The organism is Sphingobium sp. LF-16 (assembly GCF_003711185.1).
GTDB classification, from domain to species: Bacteria; Pseudomonadota; Alphaproteobacteria; order Sphingomonadales; family Sphingomonadaceae; genus Sphingobium; species Sphingobium yanoikuyae_A.
The window spans coordinates 415,460-435,567 of the sequence record NZ_CP029335.1 but is presented as its reverse complement, the minus strand read 5'-3'; the positions used below and the strand labels follow the sequence as shown (position 1 = coordinate 435,567).

Sequence of the window (20,108 nt, the reverse complement as noted above, 5' to 3'; positions counted from 1 at the left end):
GGTCTGATCCTTGCGGGAATAGGGACTATTGTTGCGGCCGGCTTTCCGGCGGCAGGTCGAACTCGTCATTGCCGCGCTGGCGAGACTGGGTCAGCAGTTCGACATTACGCTCCGGGCGGGCCTGGGTGCCCGGATCCATCATGTCGGCGGCGGTCGGCGCGGTCGCCGCCCCCACCGGCACGGCAGGCAGTTTCTGGCCCGCCACGGGTTTGAGCGATTCACGGCCACCACAGGAGGCCAGCACCAGCGCCATTGCCCCGATCATCAGCCCGTTGCGGACATGCCGTGCCATCTGCCTCACTCCTGTGTCGCGCGCGCCGCGGCGATCCGCGCGCGCACCTGATCGGGCGCCGTGCCGCCATGGCTCTTGCGGCTGGCGACCGACGCATCGACCGTCAATACCGCATAGATGCGATCGTCGATACGCGCATCAATGGCCTTGAGCGTGTCGAGCGGCAGGTCGGCCAGTTGCAGGCCGGCCTCTTCCGCCGCCGCCACGGCACGACCGGTGATATGATGCGCCTCGCGGAAGGGAATGTCGCCCTCGCGCACCAGCCAGTCGGCCAGGTCCGTCGCGGTGGCAAAGCCGCTTTCGGCCAGCCCCCGCATCCGGTCGGTGCGGAACGTCACCGTCTCGACCATGCCGGTCATCGCCGCGATCGACAGGCCCAGCAGGTCATGCGCCTCGAACACCGGCGGCTTGTCGTCCTGCATATCCTTGGAATAGGCGAGCGGCAGGCCCTTCATCGTCACACACAGCGCATTCATGCAGCCCATGATGCGGCCGGCATGGCCGCGCACCAGTTCGGCCGCGTCGGGATTGCGCTTTTGCGGCATGATCGAACTGCCGGTCGAATAGGCGTCGGGCAGCTTGACGAAGCCGAAGGGCTGGCTCGCCCAGATGATAAACTCCTCGGCCAGGCGCGACAGATGCAGCGACGCCTGCGTCGCGGCCATCAGATAGTCGAGCGCGAAGTCGCGGTCGGACACGCTATCCAGGCTGTTGTCGGTCGGCTTGGCAAAGCCCAGCGCCGCCGCCGTGGCATGGCGATCGATCGGGAAGCCGGTGCCGGCCAGCGCGGCGGCGCCCAGCGGGCATTCGTCCAGGCGCACGCGCGCGTCGGCAAAGCGGCTGCGGTCGCGACGCACCATCTCATAATAGGCCATCAGATGATGGCCCAGCGTCACCGGCTGCGCCGACTGGAGATGGGTGAAGCCCGGCATCACCGCATCGACATGTTCCTCGGCGCGGGCGAGCAGTGCCTGCTGCAAGCCGGCCAGCCCCGCCATCACTTCATCCATGGCGTCGCGGACCCACAGGCGGAAATCGGTCGCCACCTGGTCGTTGCGGCTGCGCGCGGTGTGCAGGCGGCCGGCGGCCGGGCCGATCAGTTCGGCCAGCCGCGACTCCGTGACCATGTGGATATCTTCCAGGTCTAGATTGACCGGAACGCCATTGGCTTCATATTCCGCCGCGATCCGGTTCAGCCCCTCGGTGATCGCCTGCGCATCCTCGCCATCGACGATGCCCTGCTTGGCCAGCATCGCGACATGCGCCTTGGACCCGGCGATATCCTGTTTCCACAAGCGCTTGTCGAAGGGGATGGAGGCATTTATCTCACGCATGATCGATGCCGGGCCGGCCGCGAACCGGCCACCCCACATGCTGTTGGAGCCTGCTTCCATGATATCGTCCTTGCGCTCGGTAATGACACTGCTCCTGCTGGCTGGGCTGGCGGCATGCGATAGGCAATCCCCGCCCGCGGGGCAAGCCAATGCGAGCGCCAGCGGCAAGGTGACGGGCGACGAAGTGCAACCCGCTGCCGGCGACAGTGCGAAGGGCGAATTCAACTACACGATCGACCGCAGCAAGGCGGGCACGCCTGCGCCGACCTTCGCGTTCGAAAATCCGCAGGGCGGCACGGCGACCCTACAGGACTTTGCCGGTCGCCCGCTGCTGGTCAATCTCTGGGCGACCTGGTGCGCGCCCTGCGTCGCGGAGATGCCGACGCTCGATGCCCTCGCCGCGCAAAGTGACAGCGAAGGTGACAGGAGCCTGGCCGTTTTGACGATCTCGCAGGACGTGCAGGGCCAGGCCGCGATCAAGCCCTTCTTCGCCAAGCACAAGCTGCCCCACCTCAAGGGCTGGACCGATCCCGAGAACAAGCTCGGTCTGGGCTATGCCACCGGCGTCCTGCCGACCACCGTCCTTTATGATGCCAAAGGCAAGGAGGTTGCGCGCGTGGTCGGCGCGATGGACTGGACCGGCGCGGAAGCCCGGAAGCTCATCGCCATGGCCAAGGGCGAATGAGGCACAAGTAAATCAACAACGAACCAGGATCAAAAATCCGCCATGCCAGTTGATTGCAAAACGCATCAATGTCGATGCATTACATATAATTGCACAGTCCGGCAGCACCGCAATAAGCTAATGAATCCTGACACGGAAAAATTGCAGAAACATTTCATTTTTACTTAAATTTTGTGCGGCGCAATAGAGGATATTCCGCAGATCATTCGTCACCCCCTATGTCGATATAATGACAAAATCAGGGGGCATCGAATGAATAGACTATCTGCTCTAAAAATTTCTCTGATCGCCGCATCATCCTGGTCGGCCTGCGCCATAGCGCAGGAAGCACCGCAGGAACCGCAGGCCGATGAAGGTGCAGCCATCATCGTTACCGGCACCCGCGCAACCGGCATGCAGGCCGCGGAAAGCGCCGCACCGGTTCAGGTCTTCGGCGAGGAAGCGCTGAGCCATGTCGGCCAGCCTAACCTCAACCAGGCCCTGACCCAGATGGTGCCAAGCTTCACCGCCCAGACCCAGGGCACCGACATGTCGAACTTCTCGCTGTCGGCCCGTCTGCGTGGCCTGAGCCCCAACCACACGCTGGTGATGGTGAACGGCAAGCGTCGCCATGGCTCGGCCATTCTTCAGGTCATCGCCGGTCCGTTCCAGGGTTCGGCCGCCCCCAGCATCGACCTCATTCCGCCAGATGCCGTATCCCGCATCGAAGTGCTGCAGGATGGCGCCGCCGCCGTCTACGGCACCGACGCGATCGCCGGCGCCATCAACATGATCCTCAAGGATGACAGCGAAGGCGGCAGCTTCAAGGTCACTGGCGGCCAATATTACAACAGCGAGGGCGAACTGTTCTCGGCTTCGGGCAATGTCGGCTTCAAGCTGGGCGAAGACGGTTTCTTCAACCTGACCGGCTTCCATCGTCGCCAGAACTACACCTCGACCGGCACCGGCCAGGTGACCATGTCGGACATTGACGGCAATCCCTATGTGCCGACGGCCGGCACCTATCCGGGCTCGTTCGGATCGACCAACAATTATTATGACCCCGCCTGGGCTGGCCTCGACCTCAACGGCATCAACGGCGGCCAGGCCAAGTCGCAGCTCAACCTGCTCTTCTACAATATGGGCTATGATTTCGGCGGCGTCGAACTCTACAGCTTCGGCGACGTGTCGCGTCGCGTCGGCTATGCCAAGCAGGGCTATCGTCCGCCCAACCGCATCTGCGCCAGCACCACCGACACCAGCACCTGCTTTGGTGACACCGGCACGTTCGGCATGGTCCCCCAGCAGAAGGTGGAGCAGAAGGAATATAGCTTCACGGTTGGCGCCAAGGGCGAATTTGGCGGCGGCTGGAACTATGACGTCAGCACCACCTATGGCTATGACCAGAACAAGATCTGGACGATCGAATCCGCGCATCGCGCCATGTGGATCGAAAGCTATACGGCTGCACAAAATGACTCCAGCATCACGCCCTACACGCCGACCGACGCCTATGACGGCGGCTTCAAGCTTAGCCAGCTGACCAACACCCTCGACATCCGCAAGGAGTTCGACGTTGGCATGGCCGAACCGCTGACCCTGGCCTTCGGTGGCGAATATCGTCGCGACACCTATGAAATCGTCGCCGGCGACTTCGCATCGACCTACAAGGAAGGCGTCCAGTCCTTCCCCGGCTACAAGGATGTCGATGCCGGCAAGCACAGCCGCAGTTCGAAGGCTGGTTACATCAACTTGATCGCCAGCCCGGTCGAAGGCTGGACCATCGACCTTGCCGGCCGCTACGAAGATTATAGCGACTTCGGCGACACCACGATCGGCAAGATCACCACCCGCTACGACTTCTCGGATGCCTTCGCGATCCGTGGCACGGCCAGCACCGGCTTCCGTGCGCCCACGCTTGCGGAATCCTTCTACTCGACCGTCAATGTCGGCCCGACCAGCGCGGTGCTCCAGTTGCCGGCCGGTTCGCCAGCCGCCATGCTGCTGGGCTTCAATGCCCTGCGTCCGGAAAAGTCGACCAACTTCTCGGCAGGCATCGTCCTGCGTCCGGCTCCCAAGCTCGCGATCACGATCGATGGCTATTATATCAAGATCAAGGATCGTATCTCGGCAACGGCTTCGCTGCCGGCCATTCAGGGCGGTCTGCCCGTCGCCGGTGCGGAAGACATTCTCGCGGCGATCGCGTCCACCGGCCTGGTGCTCGACACCGGCCTGCAGACGCTGGGCGTGGCGAGCTTCACCAACCTGATCGACACGGAAACCTATGGTGTCGACTTCTCGGCCAACTATGTCGTGCCGCTCGACTTCGGCAAGCTCAACCTGTCGCTGAACGCGAACTACAACAAGACCAAGATCACCGACAACAAGAACACCAGCCTGTTCAGCGCGCAGTCGGAAAGCTACATCGAAGACGCTTCGCCCGACTACAAGATTGTCGCCGGCATCAACTTCGCCAGCGGCCCCTTCTCGGCCAATCTGCGGCAGACCTTCTACGGCAAGACCAGCATCCTCGTCCGCTCGGCCCTTTCGGCAGCGGCGATGAACGGCCAGCCGCTTGAACGTGACGGCGTGGTCAAGGCGACCGGCATCACCGATCTGGAGCTGGGCTATGACTTCACCGATTATGTGAAGTTCTCGATCGGCGCGAACAACCTGTTCGACAAGCGCCCCGAAAAGCCCAAGCTGCTCAGCGGCGTGACCGTCCTCCCCGGCCAGTCGCCCTATGAGAACGGCTCCACCAGCTGGAACTCCTATTATGGTCACGGTGCCTATGGCTCGGCCGGTGGCTATTACTACGCCCGCGTAGACTTCAAGTTCTGATAGGCTAGAACTGAAGGGCCGGTCTCCCAGGAGACCGGCCCTTTTGCTTTGTCAGCGTTCTGAAGCCGGTCGGCACGACCGGCGGCTCGCAGAACGCGGCAACAATGATAGGGATGTGGATCGATGCCTCGATCCCCATCAGGGGGAAGCGAAAACCATGACCGACCGTCCGGACACTCTCAGCCGCCGCATGCTGATGCGCGGCGCCATGGGCGCGGCGGCAATAGCCGGCGCGGCGCCCGCCCTCGCCCAGCGCGACCGCAAGGTGGCGATGAGCGATGATCCCAAGGCAATGGTCGCCACGCTGACCGACGGCATCTTCATCAACAGCAACGAAAATCCGCTCGGCCCCGCCCCCGCCGCGCTGCAGGCGCTGTCCGGGCTCGATCCGCTCGCCGGCCGCTATGGCATGGCCTTCGCGTCGAAGCTGGAAAGCCTGTTCGCCCGCCAGAACGGCCTGGCGCCCGACCAGGTCCAGGTCCATCCCGGCTCGTTCATGCCGCTGCGCTCGGTCGCGCTGACCTATTCGTCCAAGACCCGCCCGATCGCCTATTTCGAGCCGACCTTCGACCAGGGGTTCCTGGGCAAGGGCAACCAGCCGGTCACCCGCGCCGTCGCCCTGCCGCTGGCCGGCGACTTCACTGCCGACCTGCGCAAGCTGCTCGCCGCCGCGCCCGACGCCGGCGTCTATTATCTCTGCAATCCCAACAATCCGACCGGCCTGCCGATCCCGCGCGCCGACATCGAATGGCTGCTCGCCAACAAGCCGGCCGGTTCCGTGCTGCTCGTCGACGAGGCCTATATCCATTATAGCGACGCGCAAAGCTGCCTCGACCTGGTGGCGAAGGGCGCGGACGTGCTGGTCACCCGCACCTTCTCGAAAATCTACGGCCTGGCCGGCCTGCGCTGCGGCCTGATCGCCGGGCGCAAGGATCTGCTCGACGGCATGGCCGACTATGGCGTCAACATCACGCCGATGCCCGCCGTGGTCGCGGCCGAAGCCAGCCTGCTCGATCCCACGCTGCTGCCCCAGCGCAAGGCCTATAACAAGGCGGTGCGCGACGATCTCTTCGCCTGGCTCGACGCGCGCGGCCTCAAATATCTCCCCTCGCAGACCAGCTTCGCGATGATCCATGTCGGCCGCCCCGGCGCCGATGTCACCGCCGCCCTCGCCAAAGAGAAGATCTTCATCGGCGGCCCGCGCAAGCATATGGACGATTGGGTCCGCGTCTCCTTCGGCACGCCGGCCGAGATGCAGGCGTTCAAGACCGCGCTCGCCCGGATCATGGCATGAGCCTCAGCCGGCGTCAGGCACTGGGGGCAGCGCTCGCCGTGCCGCTGGCGGCACAGGCCGCCCGCGCCGTCGCCGCGCCACCGTCGCTCCCCGACAAGGCCAGCTTCGCCGCCACTCCGCTCGCCTATCTCGACAGTGCCTCCACCCATCCGGTGAGCCTGGGCGCCAAGGCCGCCGCCGACGCCTATCTCGCCGGCCGCACGCTCGATCCCGTCGCTGCCGCGCGCAAGCCGGTCGATCGCGCCGCGCTGATCGCGAAATTCGCCGCGCTGATGGGCGCCGACGCGGATGAGATCACCTGGGTCCAGTCCACCACCATGGGCGAGCAGGCAGTGCTGCGCGCACTGGGCTTCCCGCATGCTGGCGGCCGCGTCGTCACCGACACGCTCCATTTCTACGCCGCCTTCCCCATGTATCAGGAAATGGCAAAACAGGGCGTCGATGTCGCCTGGGTGCAGGCGCGCGAGGGCCGCATCGCCCCCGAGGATATGGCCCGCGCCATCACGCCGGGGACGAAGCTGGTCAGCATCTCGGCCGTCTCCACCTATAATGGCTTCCAGCATGACCTGAAGGCGATCAGCGCGATGGCGCACAAGGTCGGCGCGCTGGTCTATGCCGACATCATCCATGCCGCCGGCGCGGTGCCGATCGACCTGCATGACAGTGGCGTCGATTTCGCCGCCTGCGCCACCTATAAATGGCTGATGGGCGATTTCGGCCTGGGCTTCCTCTATGTCCGGCGCGGTGTCGCGGACCAACTGCCGCGCAGCGAATATGGCTATTATGGCTTTGCCGCGCCCGGTGCGCCGCCCGGCATCGGCCTGTCCCCACCGCAGACCCATGTCTTCCCGCTCGATCCGCCCGGCGATACACCGACCAGCTATGTCGCCCGCCCCGGCGCGCTCGGCCATTTCGGCACCGGCACCTATGCCCAGGCGATCAGCGCCATGCTCGATCATTCGATCAGCTACATCTCGGCCCTCACCGTGCCGGCGATCCAGGCCCATGCCCAGCAATTGATCGGCCAGCTGCGCGACGAGCTGCCGCGCAAGGGCTATCGCCTCATCACCCCGCCCGGCACGACCAGCCCGCTGCTGAGCTGCGTCCTGCCCAATGCGAAGGGCCTGCTCACCGATCGGCTGGCGCGCGCGCAGGTCCGCATGTCCGTCCACGACAATTATTTCCGCATCTCGCCATCGGTGTTCAACGATGACAGGGATGTCGAACGGCTGATCGCCGCCCTGCCCCGCGTCTGATCCTTTTTCGGAGCCCTATGATGAAAAAGCTGCTCGCCTCCCCCCTTCTCGCCGCCCTGATGATCGCCGCACCCGCCGCCGCGCAGAAGCCGCTGCCGGCCAAGCTGCCCTTCTCGCCCGCGATCCGGGTCGGCGACATGCTCTACATGTCGGGCCAGATCGGCCAAGTGCCCGACGGCATGGACCCGCACAAGGAAGGGTTCGATGCGGCAGTGAAGAATGCGATGGATTCGATCGGCAAGATCTTGAAGGACAATGGCCTCGACTTCGGCCATGTCGTCAAATGCACGGTGATGCTGGACGACATGGCCGACTGGCCGCGCTTCAACACCACCTATGTCAGCTATTTCGAGGGCAAGCGCCTGCCCACCCGCAGCGCCTTCGGTGCCGACGGCCTGGCGCTCGGCGCCCCGCTCGAAGTGGAATGCCTGGCCTCGTTCAAATAGGCCAGCCGGGCCTCGCCTGGACCGTCACGGACAGGCGAGCCTCCCACCTTTCCTACACGCGTTTTTCCTGATCTATCCTGACGGATGGACCAGCCCCTCCCCAATCCGCCCATCCCCGCACCCCGGCGCGCCCGCCGCCAATGGACGCCCGATCGCCAGCGCCGCTTCCTCGCCGCGCTGCTCGAAACCGGCAATATCAGCCATGCCGCGCAACTGGTCGGCATGTCCCGCTCCAGCGCCCACCGCTTGCGCGATCGGCTGGCCGGCACCGGCTTTGATCGCAGCTGGGCCAGCGCACTGGCGCTCCACGCCTCCCGGCGGGCTGATCCGCTCGCGCCGATCCGCCCGCACCGGGGTCCGATCGGCCGATAAATGTCGCCTCACTGTCGTTTCGCTGTCGCCTGACTGTCGCTTCGGCGTGACCTTAGTGTCGCGTCGGTGTCGCGTTACAGGCGCGTCACAGGCGCGTTTCCGCCGAAATCGCCCGGAAATCGCGACGCAGAACGGTGTGAACTTTCAACTGTCGCGTCGTTTCAGCCCCTTCCCTTCCCCCGCTTCGATCCCCATAGAGATCAGCCATGACCGACCAGCCTGCGCAAGCCGCCATCGAGATCCGCGACCTGACCAAGGTCTATAAGGGCGGCAAGCGCGCGCTCGACGGGATCAACCTCACCATCCCGCGCGGCCAGATCTATGGCCTGCTCGGCCCCAATGGCGCAGGCAAGTCGACCACGATCAACATCCTCGCCGGCCTCGTCAACAAGACCAGCGGATCGGCCAGCATCTGGGGCTTCGACATCGACGCCAATCCGCGCAATGCGAAGAACAGCATCGGCATCGTGCCGCAGGAGATCGTCTTCGATCCCTTCTTCACGCCGTTCGAGACGCTGGAGAACCAGGCCGGCTATTATGGCGTGCCCAAGGACAGGCGCCGCTCGATGGAGCTGCTGCGCGCGGTCCATCTGGAGGACAAGGCCAATGCCTATGCCCGCACGCTCTCTGGCGGCATGAAGCGCCGGCTGCTGGTGGCCAAGGCGATGGTCCATTCGCCGCCGATCCTGGTGCTGGACGAACCCACCGCCGGCGTCGATGTGCAACTGCGCCAGCAGCTCTGGGCCTATGTGAAGGAACTGAACGCCATGGGGGTGACGATCGTCCTCACCACCCATTATCTCGAAGAGGCCGAGGAGCTGTGCGACCGCATCGGCATCATCAACCATGGCCGGGTCATCACCGACAAGCCGACCCGCGAGCTGATCGCGATGGCGCAGGAAAAGGTGGTGCAGGTGACGGTCGACCGCGACATCACCGCCCCGCCGAGCGACCCCAGCTTCGAGAAGGTCGAGCTGACCGACGAGCGCACCCTCACCATCACCTATATGAAGAACCGCGCCAATGCGGGCCAGGTGCTGAGCGCGGTACAGGCCGGCGGCCTCGCCATCGTCGACGTGGTGACCCGCGACCCCGACCTGGAGGATGTCTTCCTCAACCTGACGGCGGCTGCGTGAAGAAACCCCGTTCGGTTCGAGCCTGTCGAGAACCGGTGCGCAGGGTTCTCGACAAGCTCGAACCGAACGGGATAGGGCAAAAGCCCGGAGAGTGAATATATATGCCCACCATCACCCATGACGTCGTCATCATCGGTTCCGGCGCGGCCGGGCTGACAGCCGCCATCAACCTCGCGCAGGATCGCAAGGTGGTGGTGCTGGCCAAGGGCGCGCTGGATGGCGGATCGACCAACTGGGCGCAGGGCGGCATCGCCGCGGTACTCGACGCCGGTGACAGTTTTGCGGCCCATGTCCATGACACGATGGTTGCGGGCGCCGGCCTCAACGATCAGGACACGGTCGAGTTCGTCGTCTCCGAAGCCCCCGCCGCGATCGAGCGGCTGGCGGAACTGGGCGTGCCCTTCAATCCCAATGAAGAGGGCGATGGCGACGAGTTCGGCGAACGCTGGCACCTGACCCGCGAGGGCGGCCACAGCCATCGCCGCATCGTCCATGTCGACGACGCCACCGGCCATGCCGTGCAGGTCGCGCTGCTCAAGGCCGCGCGCGCCAATCCCAACATCACCCTGATGGAGGATATGGTCGCGGTCGACCTCATCACCTCGCGTCATGGCGAGCGCTATTCGGGCGACGGCCATGTCTGGGGCGTCTATGCCTTCAACAAGCAGACCGGCCATGTCGACGCCATCCTCGGCCGCGCGACCATCCTCTGCACCGGCGGCGCGGGCCGCACCTACCTCTTCTCCACCGCGCCGCGTGGCGCGACCGGCGACGGTATCGCCATGGCCTGGCGCGCGGGCTGCCGCGTGTCGAACATGGAGATGAACCAGTTCCACCCGACCTGCCTCTATAATCTGGAGGTCAAGAATTTCCTGATTACCGAGGCGGTGCGCGGCGAAGGCGGCCACCTGAAGCTCCCGCCCGGCGTGCCGGGCGGCGGCGAGCGTTTCATGCCCCGGTTCGACGCCCGCGCCGAACTGGCGCCGCGCGACGTGGTGGCCCGCGCCATCGACCATGAGATCAAGCGCCTGGGCCTCGACTATGTCCATCTCGACATCAGCCACAAGCCGCCCGAGTTCGTGAAGCAGCATTTCCCGACCATCTATGCCCGGCTGCTCGACCTCGACATCGACATCACCAGGGAACCGATCCCGGTCGTCCCGGCGCAGCATTATACCTGTGGCGGCGTCATCATCGACCTGGACGGCCGCACCGACCTGCCCGGCCTCTATGCCGCCGGCGAAGTGACCGAAAGCGGCCTGCACGGCGCCAATCGCCTCGCCTCCAACTCGCTGCTCGAATGTTTCGTCTTCGGCGAGGCGGCGGCCAAGCATATCCGCGCCCATTGGGACGAACTGCCGGCCCCTCCGCCGATCCGGCCGTGGGACGAAAGCCGCGTCACCAATGGCGACGAAGAGGTCATCGTCCAGCATAACTGGAAGGAAATCCGCCGCTTCATGTGGGACTATGTCGGCATCGTCCGCACCACCAAGCGGCTGGAGCGCGCCCAGCACCGCATCGACCTGCTGTCGAAGGAAGTCGATGAATATTACGGCAATTTCCGCGTGACGCCGGACCTGATCGAGCTGCGCAACCTGCTGGAAGTGGCCCGGCTGGTGGTCCGCTCGGCGCTCCATCGCAAGGAAAGCCGGGGCCTGCACTACACGCTCGACTATCCCGAGACGCTGACGCAAGCCGTCGACACGGTGCTGGCGCCCTGACCAAAAAAGAGGCGCGGCCGGGCAGCCGCGCCTTTGAAGGGAGGAGGAGCAAACGCCAGGGGCGTCGTCTCGCCGACCAAATTAGCGCCGATCCAGGCCGGCGCTTTGATCGAGGTCAAACGCCCTTGAGGAAATTGCCCAGCGCCGCGTTGAACCGGGTCGGCTGGTCGGCCATCACGACATGGCCGCTCGGCCCGATCGGCATCAGCTTCGCGTCCTTCTTGGCCGCATAGGCAGCCCGGAAGCGGCGGGTGATCTCGACCGACTGGGCCTGGTCCGTGCCGACGGCATAGACCACCGACATCGGCACCCCGATCCGGCCGAGCTGGGGACCAAGATCGGTATTGGCCAGGTCACGCAGCGCGGTGGCGATCACCTCCGGATTGCTGCCCTCCGCCCCCGGCGCCTGCGCGACGATCTGGGCGAGGTAGCGGCGCCCGGCCGCCGTGCCGGTGAAATATTGGCTGAGCTGGTCGGCCAGATAGCCCATGCCATTGGCGGTGCCGCCGACCATCGCCGCCCCGGCCGGCAGCATGTCGACCACCATGACCCGGCTGGCGAGGCCTTTGATGCCCTGCATCATCGCCAGCGTGCCGCCCATGCTGTGCCCGACCACCGCCGGCCGCCGCAGTCCGGCGGCGGCGATATAACGGGCAATCTCGTCCGCCACCGGCTGCACCACCGGCCCGCTGCCATTGGCGTCGGCAGCAAGGCCCGCAAAGCCGCGGACATGAACCAGATGCCAGCGATAGCCCGGCATCTGCCCCGTCACGCCGTTCCAGATGCCCGGACCGCTGGCAAGGCCGGGGATCAGCAGCACGTCCCGGCCGCTGCCGCGCACCGTCACCATGATCCGGCGCGAGGCAAAATCCGCCGCCAGTGCCGGCATCGCCCATCCCGCCGCCAGCGCTCCCGCGCCGCAGAGCAGGCCGCGTCGATCCATCAGTCCATCCGTCATCCGCTCCCTATTGCCGCCCCGCCGCTGAACCGCAACTGAGCGCCGTTCCGCCGTTCAGACTCCTTACATCGCAATTGTGGAATCATTCGTCGCATCGTCCTTGCCTACAATGCGGGTCGCCGCGCCTTGTAACGGCTTGAAGTGCGGGGTTAGTGATGAGTTCGAATGATAGCAGGCGCGTCTCGTCGCGCCTTGTGCTTGCGGTGGTTGCCTTGTCCGCCTGCGTCGGCGCGCCCCCCCAGCCGGGTGCCCAGGCCAGCAGCGCGCGACCGAATAATCCGCCGCGCCAGACGGTGCAGCCCACGACCAACACCTGGCCGATCAAGCAGGTCGCCAATCCCCCCGCCCCGTTCAAGGATATCGACCAGCGCGAGCAGCCCTCGCCCGCACTCGTCAGCGTGATCCAGAATCTGGGTCAGAGCTTCCGTGGCAAGGTCGGCATCGCGGTGCGCCGGGTCGGGGCGGACTGGACCGTCGCCTATAATGGCAATGCCCTGTTCCCGCAGCAGAGCGTGTCGAAGCTGTGGGTGTCGATGACCTTCCTCGACGCGGTCGATCGCGGCAAGATCCGCCTCGCCGATTCGACCACCATCACGAAGAAGGATCTGACCCTGTTCCACCAGCCGAGCGCGGCGATGGTGGGATCGGGCGGCTGGACCACCACCTATTCCGACCTGATGCGCCGCGCGATGACGCAGAGCGATAATACTGCCAACGACACGCTGCTGCGCGCGGTCGGCGGGCCGGACGCGGTGCGCGGCTATCTGGCGCGCCGCCATATCGCCAATATCCGCTTTGGTCCAGGCGAACGCCTGCTGCAATCGACCACCGCCGGCCTCGACTGGCGGCAGGATTATTCGATCGGCCGCAATTTCTACGCCGCCCGCGCCGCGCTGCCCATGTCGGTGCGGCAGAAGGCGCTCGACAATTATCTCGCCAGCCCGCCGGACGGCGCCGCCCCGGCCTCGATCGTCGAGGCGCTGGCCAAGCTCAAGGAGGGCGACATGCTGTCCTCCGCCTCAAGCCGCCTGCTGATGTCGACGATGGAGGAAGCCAAGACCGGGCCGCAGCGGATCAAGGGCGGCGTGCCGCACAGCTGGACCTATATGCACAAGACCGGCACGGGGCAGGATCTGCCGCCGCGCTCTACCGGGTTCAACGATGTCGGCATCATGACCGCGCCCGACGGCACCAGCTATGCGGTTGCGGTGATGATCGGCAGCACCACCGTCTCGATCCCCGAACGCTGGCAGCTGATGCAGGCGGTGGCGCGGGCCGTGGTCGCCAATCACGAGAAGCGCTAGAGCATTCTGAAGTCGGCAATCAAAACAATTAGATCGTCCTCCGATTCAACCTAATCGGAGGATACTCTAAGGATCAGAAGCGCCTGACGATGCCGACATAGAGTTCGGCGTCGGGGCTGTCATGGTTGAGGCCCAGATTGGCGCCAGCATCGAACTGCATGTCGTCGCCCGCCTGCCAGCCCAGCGACAGTCCGGCCAGCGCCTGGGTGGCATGGCCGTCGGGATCATCGTCGCGCATCAGCGACGCCTCGATCGATCCGGACAGGCTGTCGCTGATGTCGAAGCCCAGCCCGGCGACGCTGCCATAGGCGAGATGCCGGCCATCGCCATCCTCATCGACCGCCGCGTCGACTTCTGGCGTGGCCTGGAGCGTCAGGCCATGGCCCAGATCATAGCTGATCGGCACCAGCATCCCGGCGCCCCAGTCACCATCGCCGATCGCGTCGCCGCCAGTCGGCAGGCTGACATAGGGCATGACCGCGATCGAGAAGCCCGAACCATCGGGATTGCGCAGATTCTGCCGCAATGCGACGCGCATGTCGCCGATGCCATTGTCCGTCTCGACTGCGCCGGTCACCCGATCGCGCGTGCGCACATGGCCAAAAGCGGTCCAGCCCAGTTGCGCTTCCAGGCTGTCGGTCAGGCCGATGCGCAGCAGTGCGTCGCCGACGTTCACAGTGTAGATGCGACTCTCGCCGTCCTGCTCGCCGGTCCAGTCGCCCAACCCCAGTTCGACCTGAACCTTGCCCGGAGCCATGGTGCAGGGCGGCGTGTCGAGCCCCGGCCGGTCGGCGCAGAATTCCCGATCATCCTGCGCCCAGGCCGCGCCACCCTGCGCCGCCATCGCCAGCAGCATCGCCGCGCCCCATGCCCGCATCACATGCCCTCCCCTTCCCAATCTGTTTCCAGCGCAACAAAACGGATAGGAAGCGGCGAATATCCGGCGCTGGCCTTTACTGCCCCGCTGCGGCACTAAGTCCCTATGCCGCGCCCCTTTTCCTCGCTGCTCGACCGCGTGACGCCGCGCACCATCGATGAACTGGAATGTGCGCTGTCGGTGCTGGGCGCGATCCTGCTCGCCCATCTGCTCGGCGCCACCCATGTCTCCTGGGCCGCCTTTGCCGGCTATATGGTGATGCGTGGCCATGCCGCCGAAACGCTGGCGCGCGGCGTGCTGCGGATTATCGGCACGGTCGCGGGCGGCCTGATCGCGCTGGGCAGCGCCCCCTTTATCGTCGGCTACTGGCCCGCCGCTGCGGCGGCGCTGGCGCTGATGGGGACGATCAGCCTCTATGCCGCGATCACCTCGCGCCGTTCCTATGCCTGGCTCTTCTTCGGCCTGACCTATGCGATGGTCGTGCTCGACAAGATCGAGCACCCCGCCATCGCCCTGCCCGAATTCGTCCAGACCCGCGTGCTCGAAACGCTGGCCGGCATCGCCGCCAGCCTGATCGTCAGCCTCGCCTCCACCCTGACCCTGCGCCGCCGCTGGCCGGCCAAGCGCACGCCCGCCGCGACCGGTGCGGGCTGGCACGGGGATTCGCTGCGCCATGCGCTGCAGGCCGGCGTGGCGCTGGCGCTGCTGGTGGCGCTCAATGCCTGGATCCCGGTGCCCGCGCTGGCGCAGGGCGCGATCATGATCATGGCGGTGATGCTGCTGCCGGTCACCGGCATCGGATCGAGCGGCCTCGCCCCGGTCAGCCAGCGCATATTCCAACGGATGATCGGCTGCATCGGCGGCGCCCTGTTCGCGGCCTTCTTCCTGGTCGCGGGCGCCGACAATATGGCGCTGTTGCTGGTCGCCACCGCGATCGGCGTGATGCTGGGCCGGCATCTGGAAAATGGCGATCCGACCCATCGCTATGTCGGCACCCAGTTCACTTTGGCGGTGCTGGTGATGCTGGTGCCCGACCGCTATGACCAGTTGGTGCTGGAACCGGGCGTCGAGCGGCTGATGGCGATCTTCATCGGCATGGCCGTGCTGATGCCCGTGCTGCTGATTGGCCATATGCTGCGCGGCCGGCGCGCCGACGACGCGACCGCCCCGGCCGGCGGCGAGAGCGGCGGCGTATAAGCGTCGGGCACTGGAGCGGCGGGCCAATCCCCGCTATCCCCTGCCCCATGTCTCAGCAGAATCATCTCTATCTGGTCGACGGCAGCGGCTATATCTTCCGCGCCTATCACCAGCTTCCGCCGCTCACCAACCAGCATGGCCAGCCGGTCGGCGCGGTCTATGGCTATACCACCATGCTGTGGAAGCTGGCCGAGGAGTTGGGCAAAGCGGAAGGCCCGACCCATCTGGCCGTCGTGCTGGACAAGGGCAGCCACACCTTCCGCAACGACATGTATGACCAGTATAAGGCGAACCGGCCGCCCGCGCCCGAGGATCTGGTCCCCCAGTTCCCGATGATCCGCGACGCCACCCGCGCCTTCTCGCTCCCCTGCATCGAGGAAGCCGGGTTTGAGGCGGACGACATCATCGCAAGCTACACCCAGGCCGCCGTGCGCGCCGGCTGGCATGTCACCATCGTCAGTTCCGACAAGGATCTGATGCAGCTGATCCAGCCCGGCGTCGACATGTACGACACGATGAAGAATGAGCGGCGCGGCGCCGACTATGTCATGGGAAAGTTCGGCGTGCTGCCCGAGCAACTGGGCGACGTGCTGGCACTGATGGGCGACAGCGTCGACAATGTGCCGGGCGTGCCGGGCATCGGCCCCAAGACCGCGGCCAAGCTGATCACCGAATATGGCACGCTGGAAGCGGCGCTGGATGCGGCCCCCGCGATGAAGAAGTCGAAGATGCAGGAAAACCTCATCGCCCATGCCGACATGGCGCGCCTGTCGCGCCGGCTGGTCGCGCTGCATGACAGCATGGACCTGCCCGAGCCGCTGGACGACCTGACCTTGAAGGGCATTCCCAAGGAGCCGTTGCAGGCCTTCCTGTCGCACCATGGCTTCAAGACCCTGCTCAACCGCCTGGGCGCGCCGGCCGCTACGGTTGCGGTCGCCAGCACGGCCGCTGCGACCGGCAGCGCCGACACGCCACCGCCCCCCCCGGTGATCGAGGTCGAGCATCCGCCGATCGACTGCGCCCTCTATGAAACCGTCACCACGGTCGAGGCGCTGCAGGTCTGGATCGACGAAGCCCGCGCGCTGGGCGTGGTCGCGGTCGATACCGAGACCGATGCGCTCGACAGCATGGAATCGGGCCTGGTCGGCATCAGCCTGTCCACCGGCCCCGGCCGTGCCTGCTACATCCCGCTCGCCCATCGCTCCGCCGACGACATGTTCGGCGAAGTGCCGCAGCAGATCGCGCTCGATGACGCCATCCGGTTACTCAAGCCCCTGCTCGCCGACGATGCGGTGCTCAAGGTCGGCCATAATATCAAATATGACCTCAACGTCCTGGCTCGCGTCGGGCTGGAGGTGACACCGATCGACGATTCGATGGTGATGAGCTTCAACCTCGACGCCGGCAAGTCGCTGGGCGGCCATGGCATGGACGAGGCGGCGAGCGTCCACCTCAATCACACCTGCATCAGCTTCAAGGAAGTGACCGGCACAGGCAAGAAGGCGATCAGCTTCGCCCATGTGCCGCTCGACAAGGCCACCGCCTATGCCGCCGAGGATGCCGAGGTTACCTGGCGCCTGTGGCACAAGCTTTCGGGCCGTCTGCCGGCCGAAGGCGCAACGCGGGTCTACCAGCTGGTCGACCGGCCGCTGATCCCGGTGGTGGCCGGCATGGAGCGGCAGGGCATCAAGGTCGACCGCGAAGCCCTGTCCCGCCTGTCGGGCAGCTTCTCCCAGTCGATCGCCGGCCTTGAAGCCGAAATCCACGAACTCGCCGGCCATCCCTTCACCATCGGATCCCCGCAGCAGCTGGGCGTCGTGCTGTTCGATGAAATGGGCCTCAAAGGGGGAAAGAAGGGCAAGAGCGGCACCTACTCCACCGACGTCACCGTGCTGGAGAAGCTCAAGGCGGAAGGCTCGGCCATTTGCGGGCTGGTGCTGGAATGGCGCCAGCTTTCCAAGCTCAAATCGACCTATACCGACGCGCTGCAGCAGCAGATTAACCGCGACACCGGCCGGGTTCATACCAGCTACTCGCTGACCGGCGCCCAGACCGGCCGCCTGTCCTCGACCGATCCCAATCTGCAGAATATCCCGATCCGCACCGAGATCGGCCGGCAGATCCGCCATGCCTTCGTCGCCGAACCCGGCAATGTCATCCTGGCGGCGGACTATAGCCAGATCGAACTGCGTCTGGCCGCGCACATGGCCGACGTGCCCGCGCTCAAGGACGCGTTCGAACAGGGCGAGGATATTCATAACCGCACGGCCATGGAATTGTTCGGCGAGGTCAATCGCGACACGCGCGGCCGCGCCAAGACGATCAATTTCGCGATCCTCTACGGCATTTCGCGCTGGGGCCTGGCCGGCCGGCTGGAAATCAGCGCGGACGAGGCGCAGGACATGATCAGCCGCTATTATGAGCGCTTCCCCGGCATCAGCGTCTATATCAACGAGACACTGGAGAAAGCGCGCGCCAACGGCTTCACCGAAACCCTGTTCGGCCGCAAGACCTGGTTCCCGCGCATCAAGGCACCGGTCCAGCACGAACGGCAGGGCGCCGAACGCGCCGCGATCAACGCGCCGATCCAGGGCACCAGCGCCGACATCATCAAGCGGGCGATGGCGCGCATGGGCCCGGCGCTCGAGGCCGCCGGCCTGCCGCGCGTGCGCATGCTGCTGCAGGTGCATGACGAACTGGTGTTCGAACTGCCCGAAGCCGATGTCGAGGCGGCGAGCAAAGTGATCCGCCAGGTCATGGAGAGCGCGGCCGAACCGATGGTCAGCCTGTCCGTGCCGCTAGGCGTGGAAATCGGCACCGGCCCAAGCTGGGGCGCGGCGCACTAAAAAATCCAAGATACCAACATCTGCTGGCATGACCGGGCTGTGACCCTCCACTCCCCGTCATGCCAGCGAAGGCTGGCATCCCAATGCCTTTTGACGCAGCATCACGGCCATGACGGGCGGCTGGATCTATATCATGACGAACCGCGCTTATGGCGTGTTGTATATTGGCGTGACATCCAGCCTGCCGCATCGAACCATGCAGCATCGCGACGGGACGGGTTCGGACTTCTGTCGCCGATATGGTCTGGATCGCCTGGTCTATGCCGAGCGGCATGCAGCGATCATCGATGCCATCGCCCGAGAAAAGGCGATGAAGGCGTGGAAGCGCGAGTGGAAAGTGCAGTTGATCGAAAGCATCAATCCCAAATGGCAGGATTTATTCGATACGCTGCACATGGACTGAAGCGCGGCGCCAGAAGGAAGTGGGATGCCAGCCTTCGCTGGCATGACGGAGTATAGGAACCACTATCCACTGCCGTCATCCCAGCCCAGGCTGGGATCTCTCTTCTTCCCCCTTCCAACGAAAAAGGCCGGTCCCATCGGGACCGGCCTTTTTCTCAATCGAACAGCTCTTCCAGAAAGCTCTTCTTGCGCTTCTTGGGATAGCCCCGCCCGTCGTCGCGATATTCGCGGTCCGGGCGGTAGCTCATCTGCGGCGCGGCGGGGGCCGGAGCCGGCTGAGCGGAACGCTCGATGATCTTGTCGAGTTCGCCCCGGTCCAACCAGACGCCGCGACATTGCGGGCAATAGTCGATTTCCACCCCCTGCCGGTCGCTCATGTGGAGCCCCACATGACAGACCGGGCAGAGCATGGACGACACGGTGGCCTGGTCCCGCATGCTTATTCGCGCTCGCCGGTCAGGCTCAGTAGCATCTGGAACAGGTTGACGAAGTTCAGGTAGAGCGACAGCGCGCCCATCACCTGCATCTTCTGCGCCACCTCATGGCCGGCATAGTAGAAATATTCCGACTTGATGCGCTGCACGTCCCAGGCGGTGAGGCCGGTGAAGACCACCACGCCGATGATCGAGATCACCATCGCCATGGCCGACGAGCCGATGAAGATGTTGATCAGGCTGGCGACGACGATGCCGATCAGGCCCATCATCAGGAAGCTGCCCATCTTGGTCAGGTCACGCTGGGTGGTATAGCCCCAGAGCGCCATGGCGAGGAACATCACCGCCGCCGAGAAGAAGGCCTGGGCGATGCTGCCGCCGGTGAAGACCAGGAAGACGCTGCCCAGCGACACGCCCATCACCGCCGCGAAGGCGTAGAAGGCGGTGCGTGCGCCAGCCGTCGTCATCTTGTCGATGCGGAAGCTGAAGAAGAAGACAAAGGCCAGCGGCGCGAAGATCGCGACCCACTTCAGCGGCGTGCCGAAGATGGCGGCAGCCAGCACCGGGGTGTTGCCGACCAGGGCGGCGACCAGGCCGGTGATGACCAGGCCGATGCCCATGTTGCGGAAAACGCCGAGCATGTGCGCGCGCAGGCCAGCATCGGTCTGCGCCGTCTGGCTGGCACCATAGCCCGGCATGCGTACGGGATTGTTCACGGCTTCACTCACTCCATC

At 65.2% G+C, this 20,108-nt stretch carries 18 protein-coding genes; 12 read left to right on the top strand and 6 right to left on the bottom strand.

The genetic code is table 11. The features are described 5' to 3' along the window. Positions 1–25: 25 nt before the first annotated feature. Together DIZ22_RS02140 and argH are read right to left on the bottom strand one after the other, a co-directional pair. The gene (locus tag DIZ22_RS02140; RefSeq protein WP_048937729.1) at positions 26–292 is read right to left on the bottom strand and encodes a hypothetical protein; all 267 of its coding nucleotides are present in this window, start codon (positions 290–292) and stop codon (positions 26–28) included. Between the two features lie 5 nt (positions 293–297). Then, positions 298–1,665 (bottom strand): argininosuccinate lyase, encoded by a 1,368-nt coding sequence (argH, locus tag DIZ22_RS02135; protein ID WP_048937788.1) that lies wholly within the window; start codon positions 1,663–1,665, stop codon positions 298–300. 43 nt (positions 1,666–1,708) lie between these two features. Here argH and DIZ22_RS02130 point away from each other — a divergent pair, with 43 nt between their 5' ends. The 8 genes from DIZ22_RS02130 to nadB all read left to right on the top strand — a co-directional run bounded on the left by DIZ22_RS02130 (position 1,709) and on the right by nadB (position 11,356). After that, positions 1,709–2,311 (top strand): TlpA disulfide reductase family protein, encoded by a 603-nt coding sequence (locus DIZ22_RS02130; RefSeq protein WP_048937730.1) that lies wholly within the window; start codon positions 1,709–1,711, stop codon positions 2,309–2,311. Between the two features lie 252 nt (positions 2,312–2,563). Then, a complete protein-coding gene (locus DIZ22_RS02125; RefSeq protein ID WP_048937731.1) occupies positions 2,564–5,131 on the top strand; it encodes a TonB-dependent receptor in 2,568 nt (855 codons plus the stop codon). Positions 5,132–5,288: 157 nt separating this feature from the next. After that, entirely contained in the window at positions 5,289–6,425 is a 1,137-nt protein-coding gene (locus tag DIZ22_RS02120) for an aminotransferase class I/II-fold pyridoxal phosphate-dependent enzyme (RefSeq protein ID WP_048937732.1), read from the top strand. Further along, on the top strand, positions 6,422–7,681 hold the full coding sequence (locus DIZ22_RS02115) for an aminotransferase class V-fold PLP-dependent enzyme (protein WP_048937733.1): 1,260 nt from the start codon (positions 6,422–6,424) through the stop codon (positions 7,679–7,681). The genes DIZ22_RS02120 and DIZ22_RS02115 overlap by 4 nt, the downstream gene beginning before the upstream one ends. A 20-nt stretch (positions 7,682–7,701) precedes the next feature. Beyond that, a complete protein-coding gene (locus DIZ22_RS02110) occupies positions 7,702–8,127 on the top strand; it encodes a RidA family protein (RefSeq protein WP_037507790.1) in 426 nt (141 codons plus the stop codon). A gap of 84 nt (positions 8,128–8,211) precedes the next feature. Further along, positions 8,212–8,499, top strand: a complete 288-nt coding sequence (locus DIZ22_RS02105) for a hypothetical protein (protein WP_048937734.1) — start codon at positions 8,212–8,214, stop codon at positions 8,497–8,499. A 206-nt stretch (positions 8,500–8,705) separates the two neighbouring features. Further along, entirely contained in the window at positions 8,706–9,635 is a 930-nt protein-coding gene (locus DIZ22_RS02100) for an ABC transporter ATP-binding protein (RefSeq protein ID WP_004208122.1), read from the top strand. A 101-nt stretch (positions 9,636–9,736) separates the two neighbouring features. Then, complete coding sequence (nadB, locus tag DIZ22_RS02095; protein WP_048937735.1) at positions 9,737–11,356, top strand: L-aspartate oxidase; 1,620 nt, start codon at positions 9,737–9,739, stop codon at positions 11,354–11,356. Positions 11,357–11,471: 115 nt separating this feature from the next. On the opposite strand, the gene DIZ22_RS02090 is transcribed toward nadB, so the two are convergent. Beyond that, the gene (locus DIZ22_RS02090; protein WP_048937736.1) at positions 11,472–12,314 is read right to left on the bottom strand and encodes an alpha/beta hydrolase; all 843 of its coding nucleotides are present in this window, start codon (positions 12,312–12,314) and stop codon (positions 11,472–11,474) included. 155 nt (positions 12,315–12,469) lie between these two features. On the opposite strand from DIZ22_RS02090, the gene DIZ22_RS02085 reads away from it, so the two are divergent. Further along, complete coding sequence (locus DIZ22_RS02085) at positions 12,470–13,618, top strand: serine hydrolase (protein WP_048937737.1); 1,149 nt, start codon at positions 12,470–12,472, stop codon at positions 13,616–13,618. Between the two features lie 73 nt (positions 13,619–13,691). Here DIZ22_RS02085 and DIZ22_RS02080 read toward each other — a convergent pair whose 3' ends face one another. Continuing rightward, complete coding sequence (locus DIZ22_RS02080; RefSeq protein ID WP_048937738.1) at positions 13,692–14,495, bottom strand: transporter; 804 nt, start codon at positions 14,493–14,495, stop codon at positions 13,692–13,694. A 105-nt stretch (positions 14,496–14,600) separates the two neighbouring features. On the opposite strand from DIZ22_RS02080, the gene DIZ22_RS02075 reads away from it, so the two are divergent. From DIZ22_RS02075 to DIZ22_RS02065, 3 genes are all read left to right on the top strand, one after another. Further along, complete coding sequence (locus DIZ22_RS02075; protein WP_048937739.1) at positions 14,601–15,692, top strand: FUSC family protein; 1,092 nt, start codon at positions 14,601–14,603, stop codon at positions 15,690–15,692. Between the two features lie 47 nt (positions 15,693–15,739). Continuing rightward, positions 15,740–18,538, top strand: coding sequence for a DNA polymerase I (gene polA, locus DIZ22_RS02070; protein WP_048937740.1), 2,799 nt, complete (start codon positions 15,740–15,742; stop codon positions 18,536–18,538). A 109-nt stretch (positions 18,539–18,647) separates the two neighbouring features. Further along, positions 18,648–18,941, top strand: a complete 294-nt coding sequence (locus DIZ22_RS02065) for a GIY-YIG nuclease family protein (RefSeq protein WP_122927875.1) — start codon at positions 18,648–18,650, stop codon at positions 18,939–18,941. 154 nt (positions 18,942–19,095) lie between these two features. On the opposite strand, the gene DIZ22_RS02060 is transcribed toward DIZ22_RS02065, so the two are convergent. Together DIZ22_RS02060 and DIZ22_RS02055 are read right to left on the bottom strand one after the other, a co-directional pair. Beyond that, the gene (locus DIZ22_RS02060) at positions 19,096–19,377 is read right to left on the bottom strand and encodes a zf-TFIIB domain-containing protein (RefSeq protein WP_122927874.1); all 282 of its coding nucleotides are present in this window, start codon (positions 19,375–19,377) and stop codon (positions 19,096–19,098) included. Positions 19,378–19,379: 2 nt separating this feature from the next. Next, a complete protein-coding gene (locus DIZ22_RS02055; protein WP_037517646.1) occupies positions 19,380–20,072 on the bottom strand; it encodes a Bax inhibitor-1/YccA family protein in 693 nt (230 codons plus the stop codon). Positions 20,073–20,108: the final 36 nt, after the last annotated feature.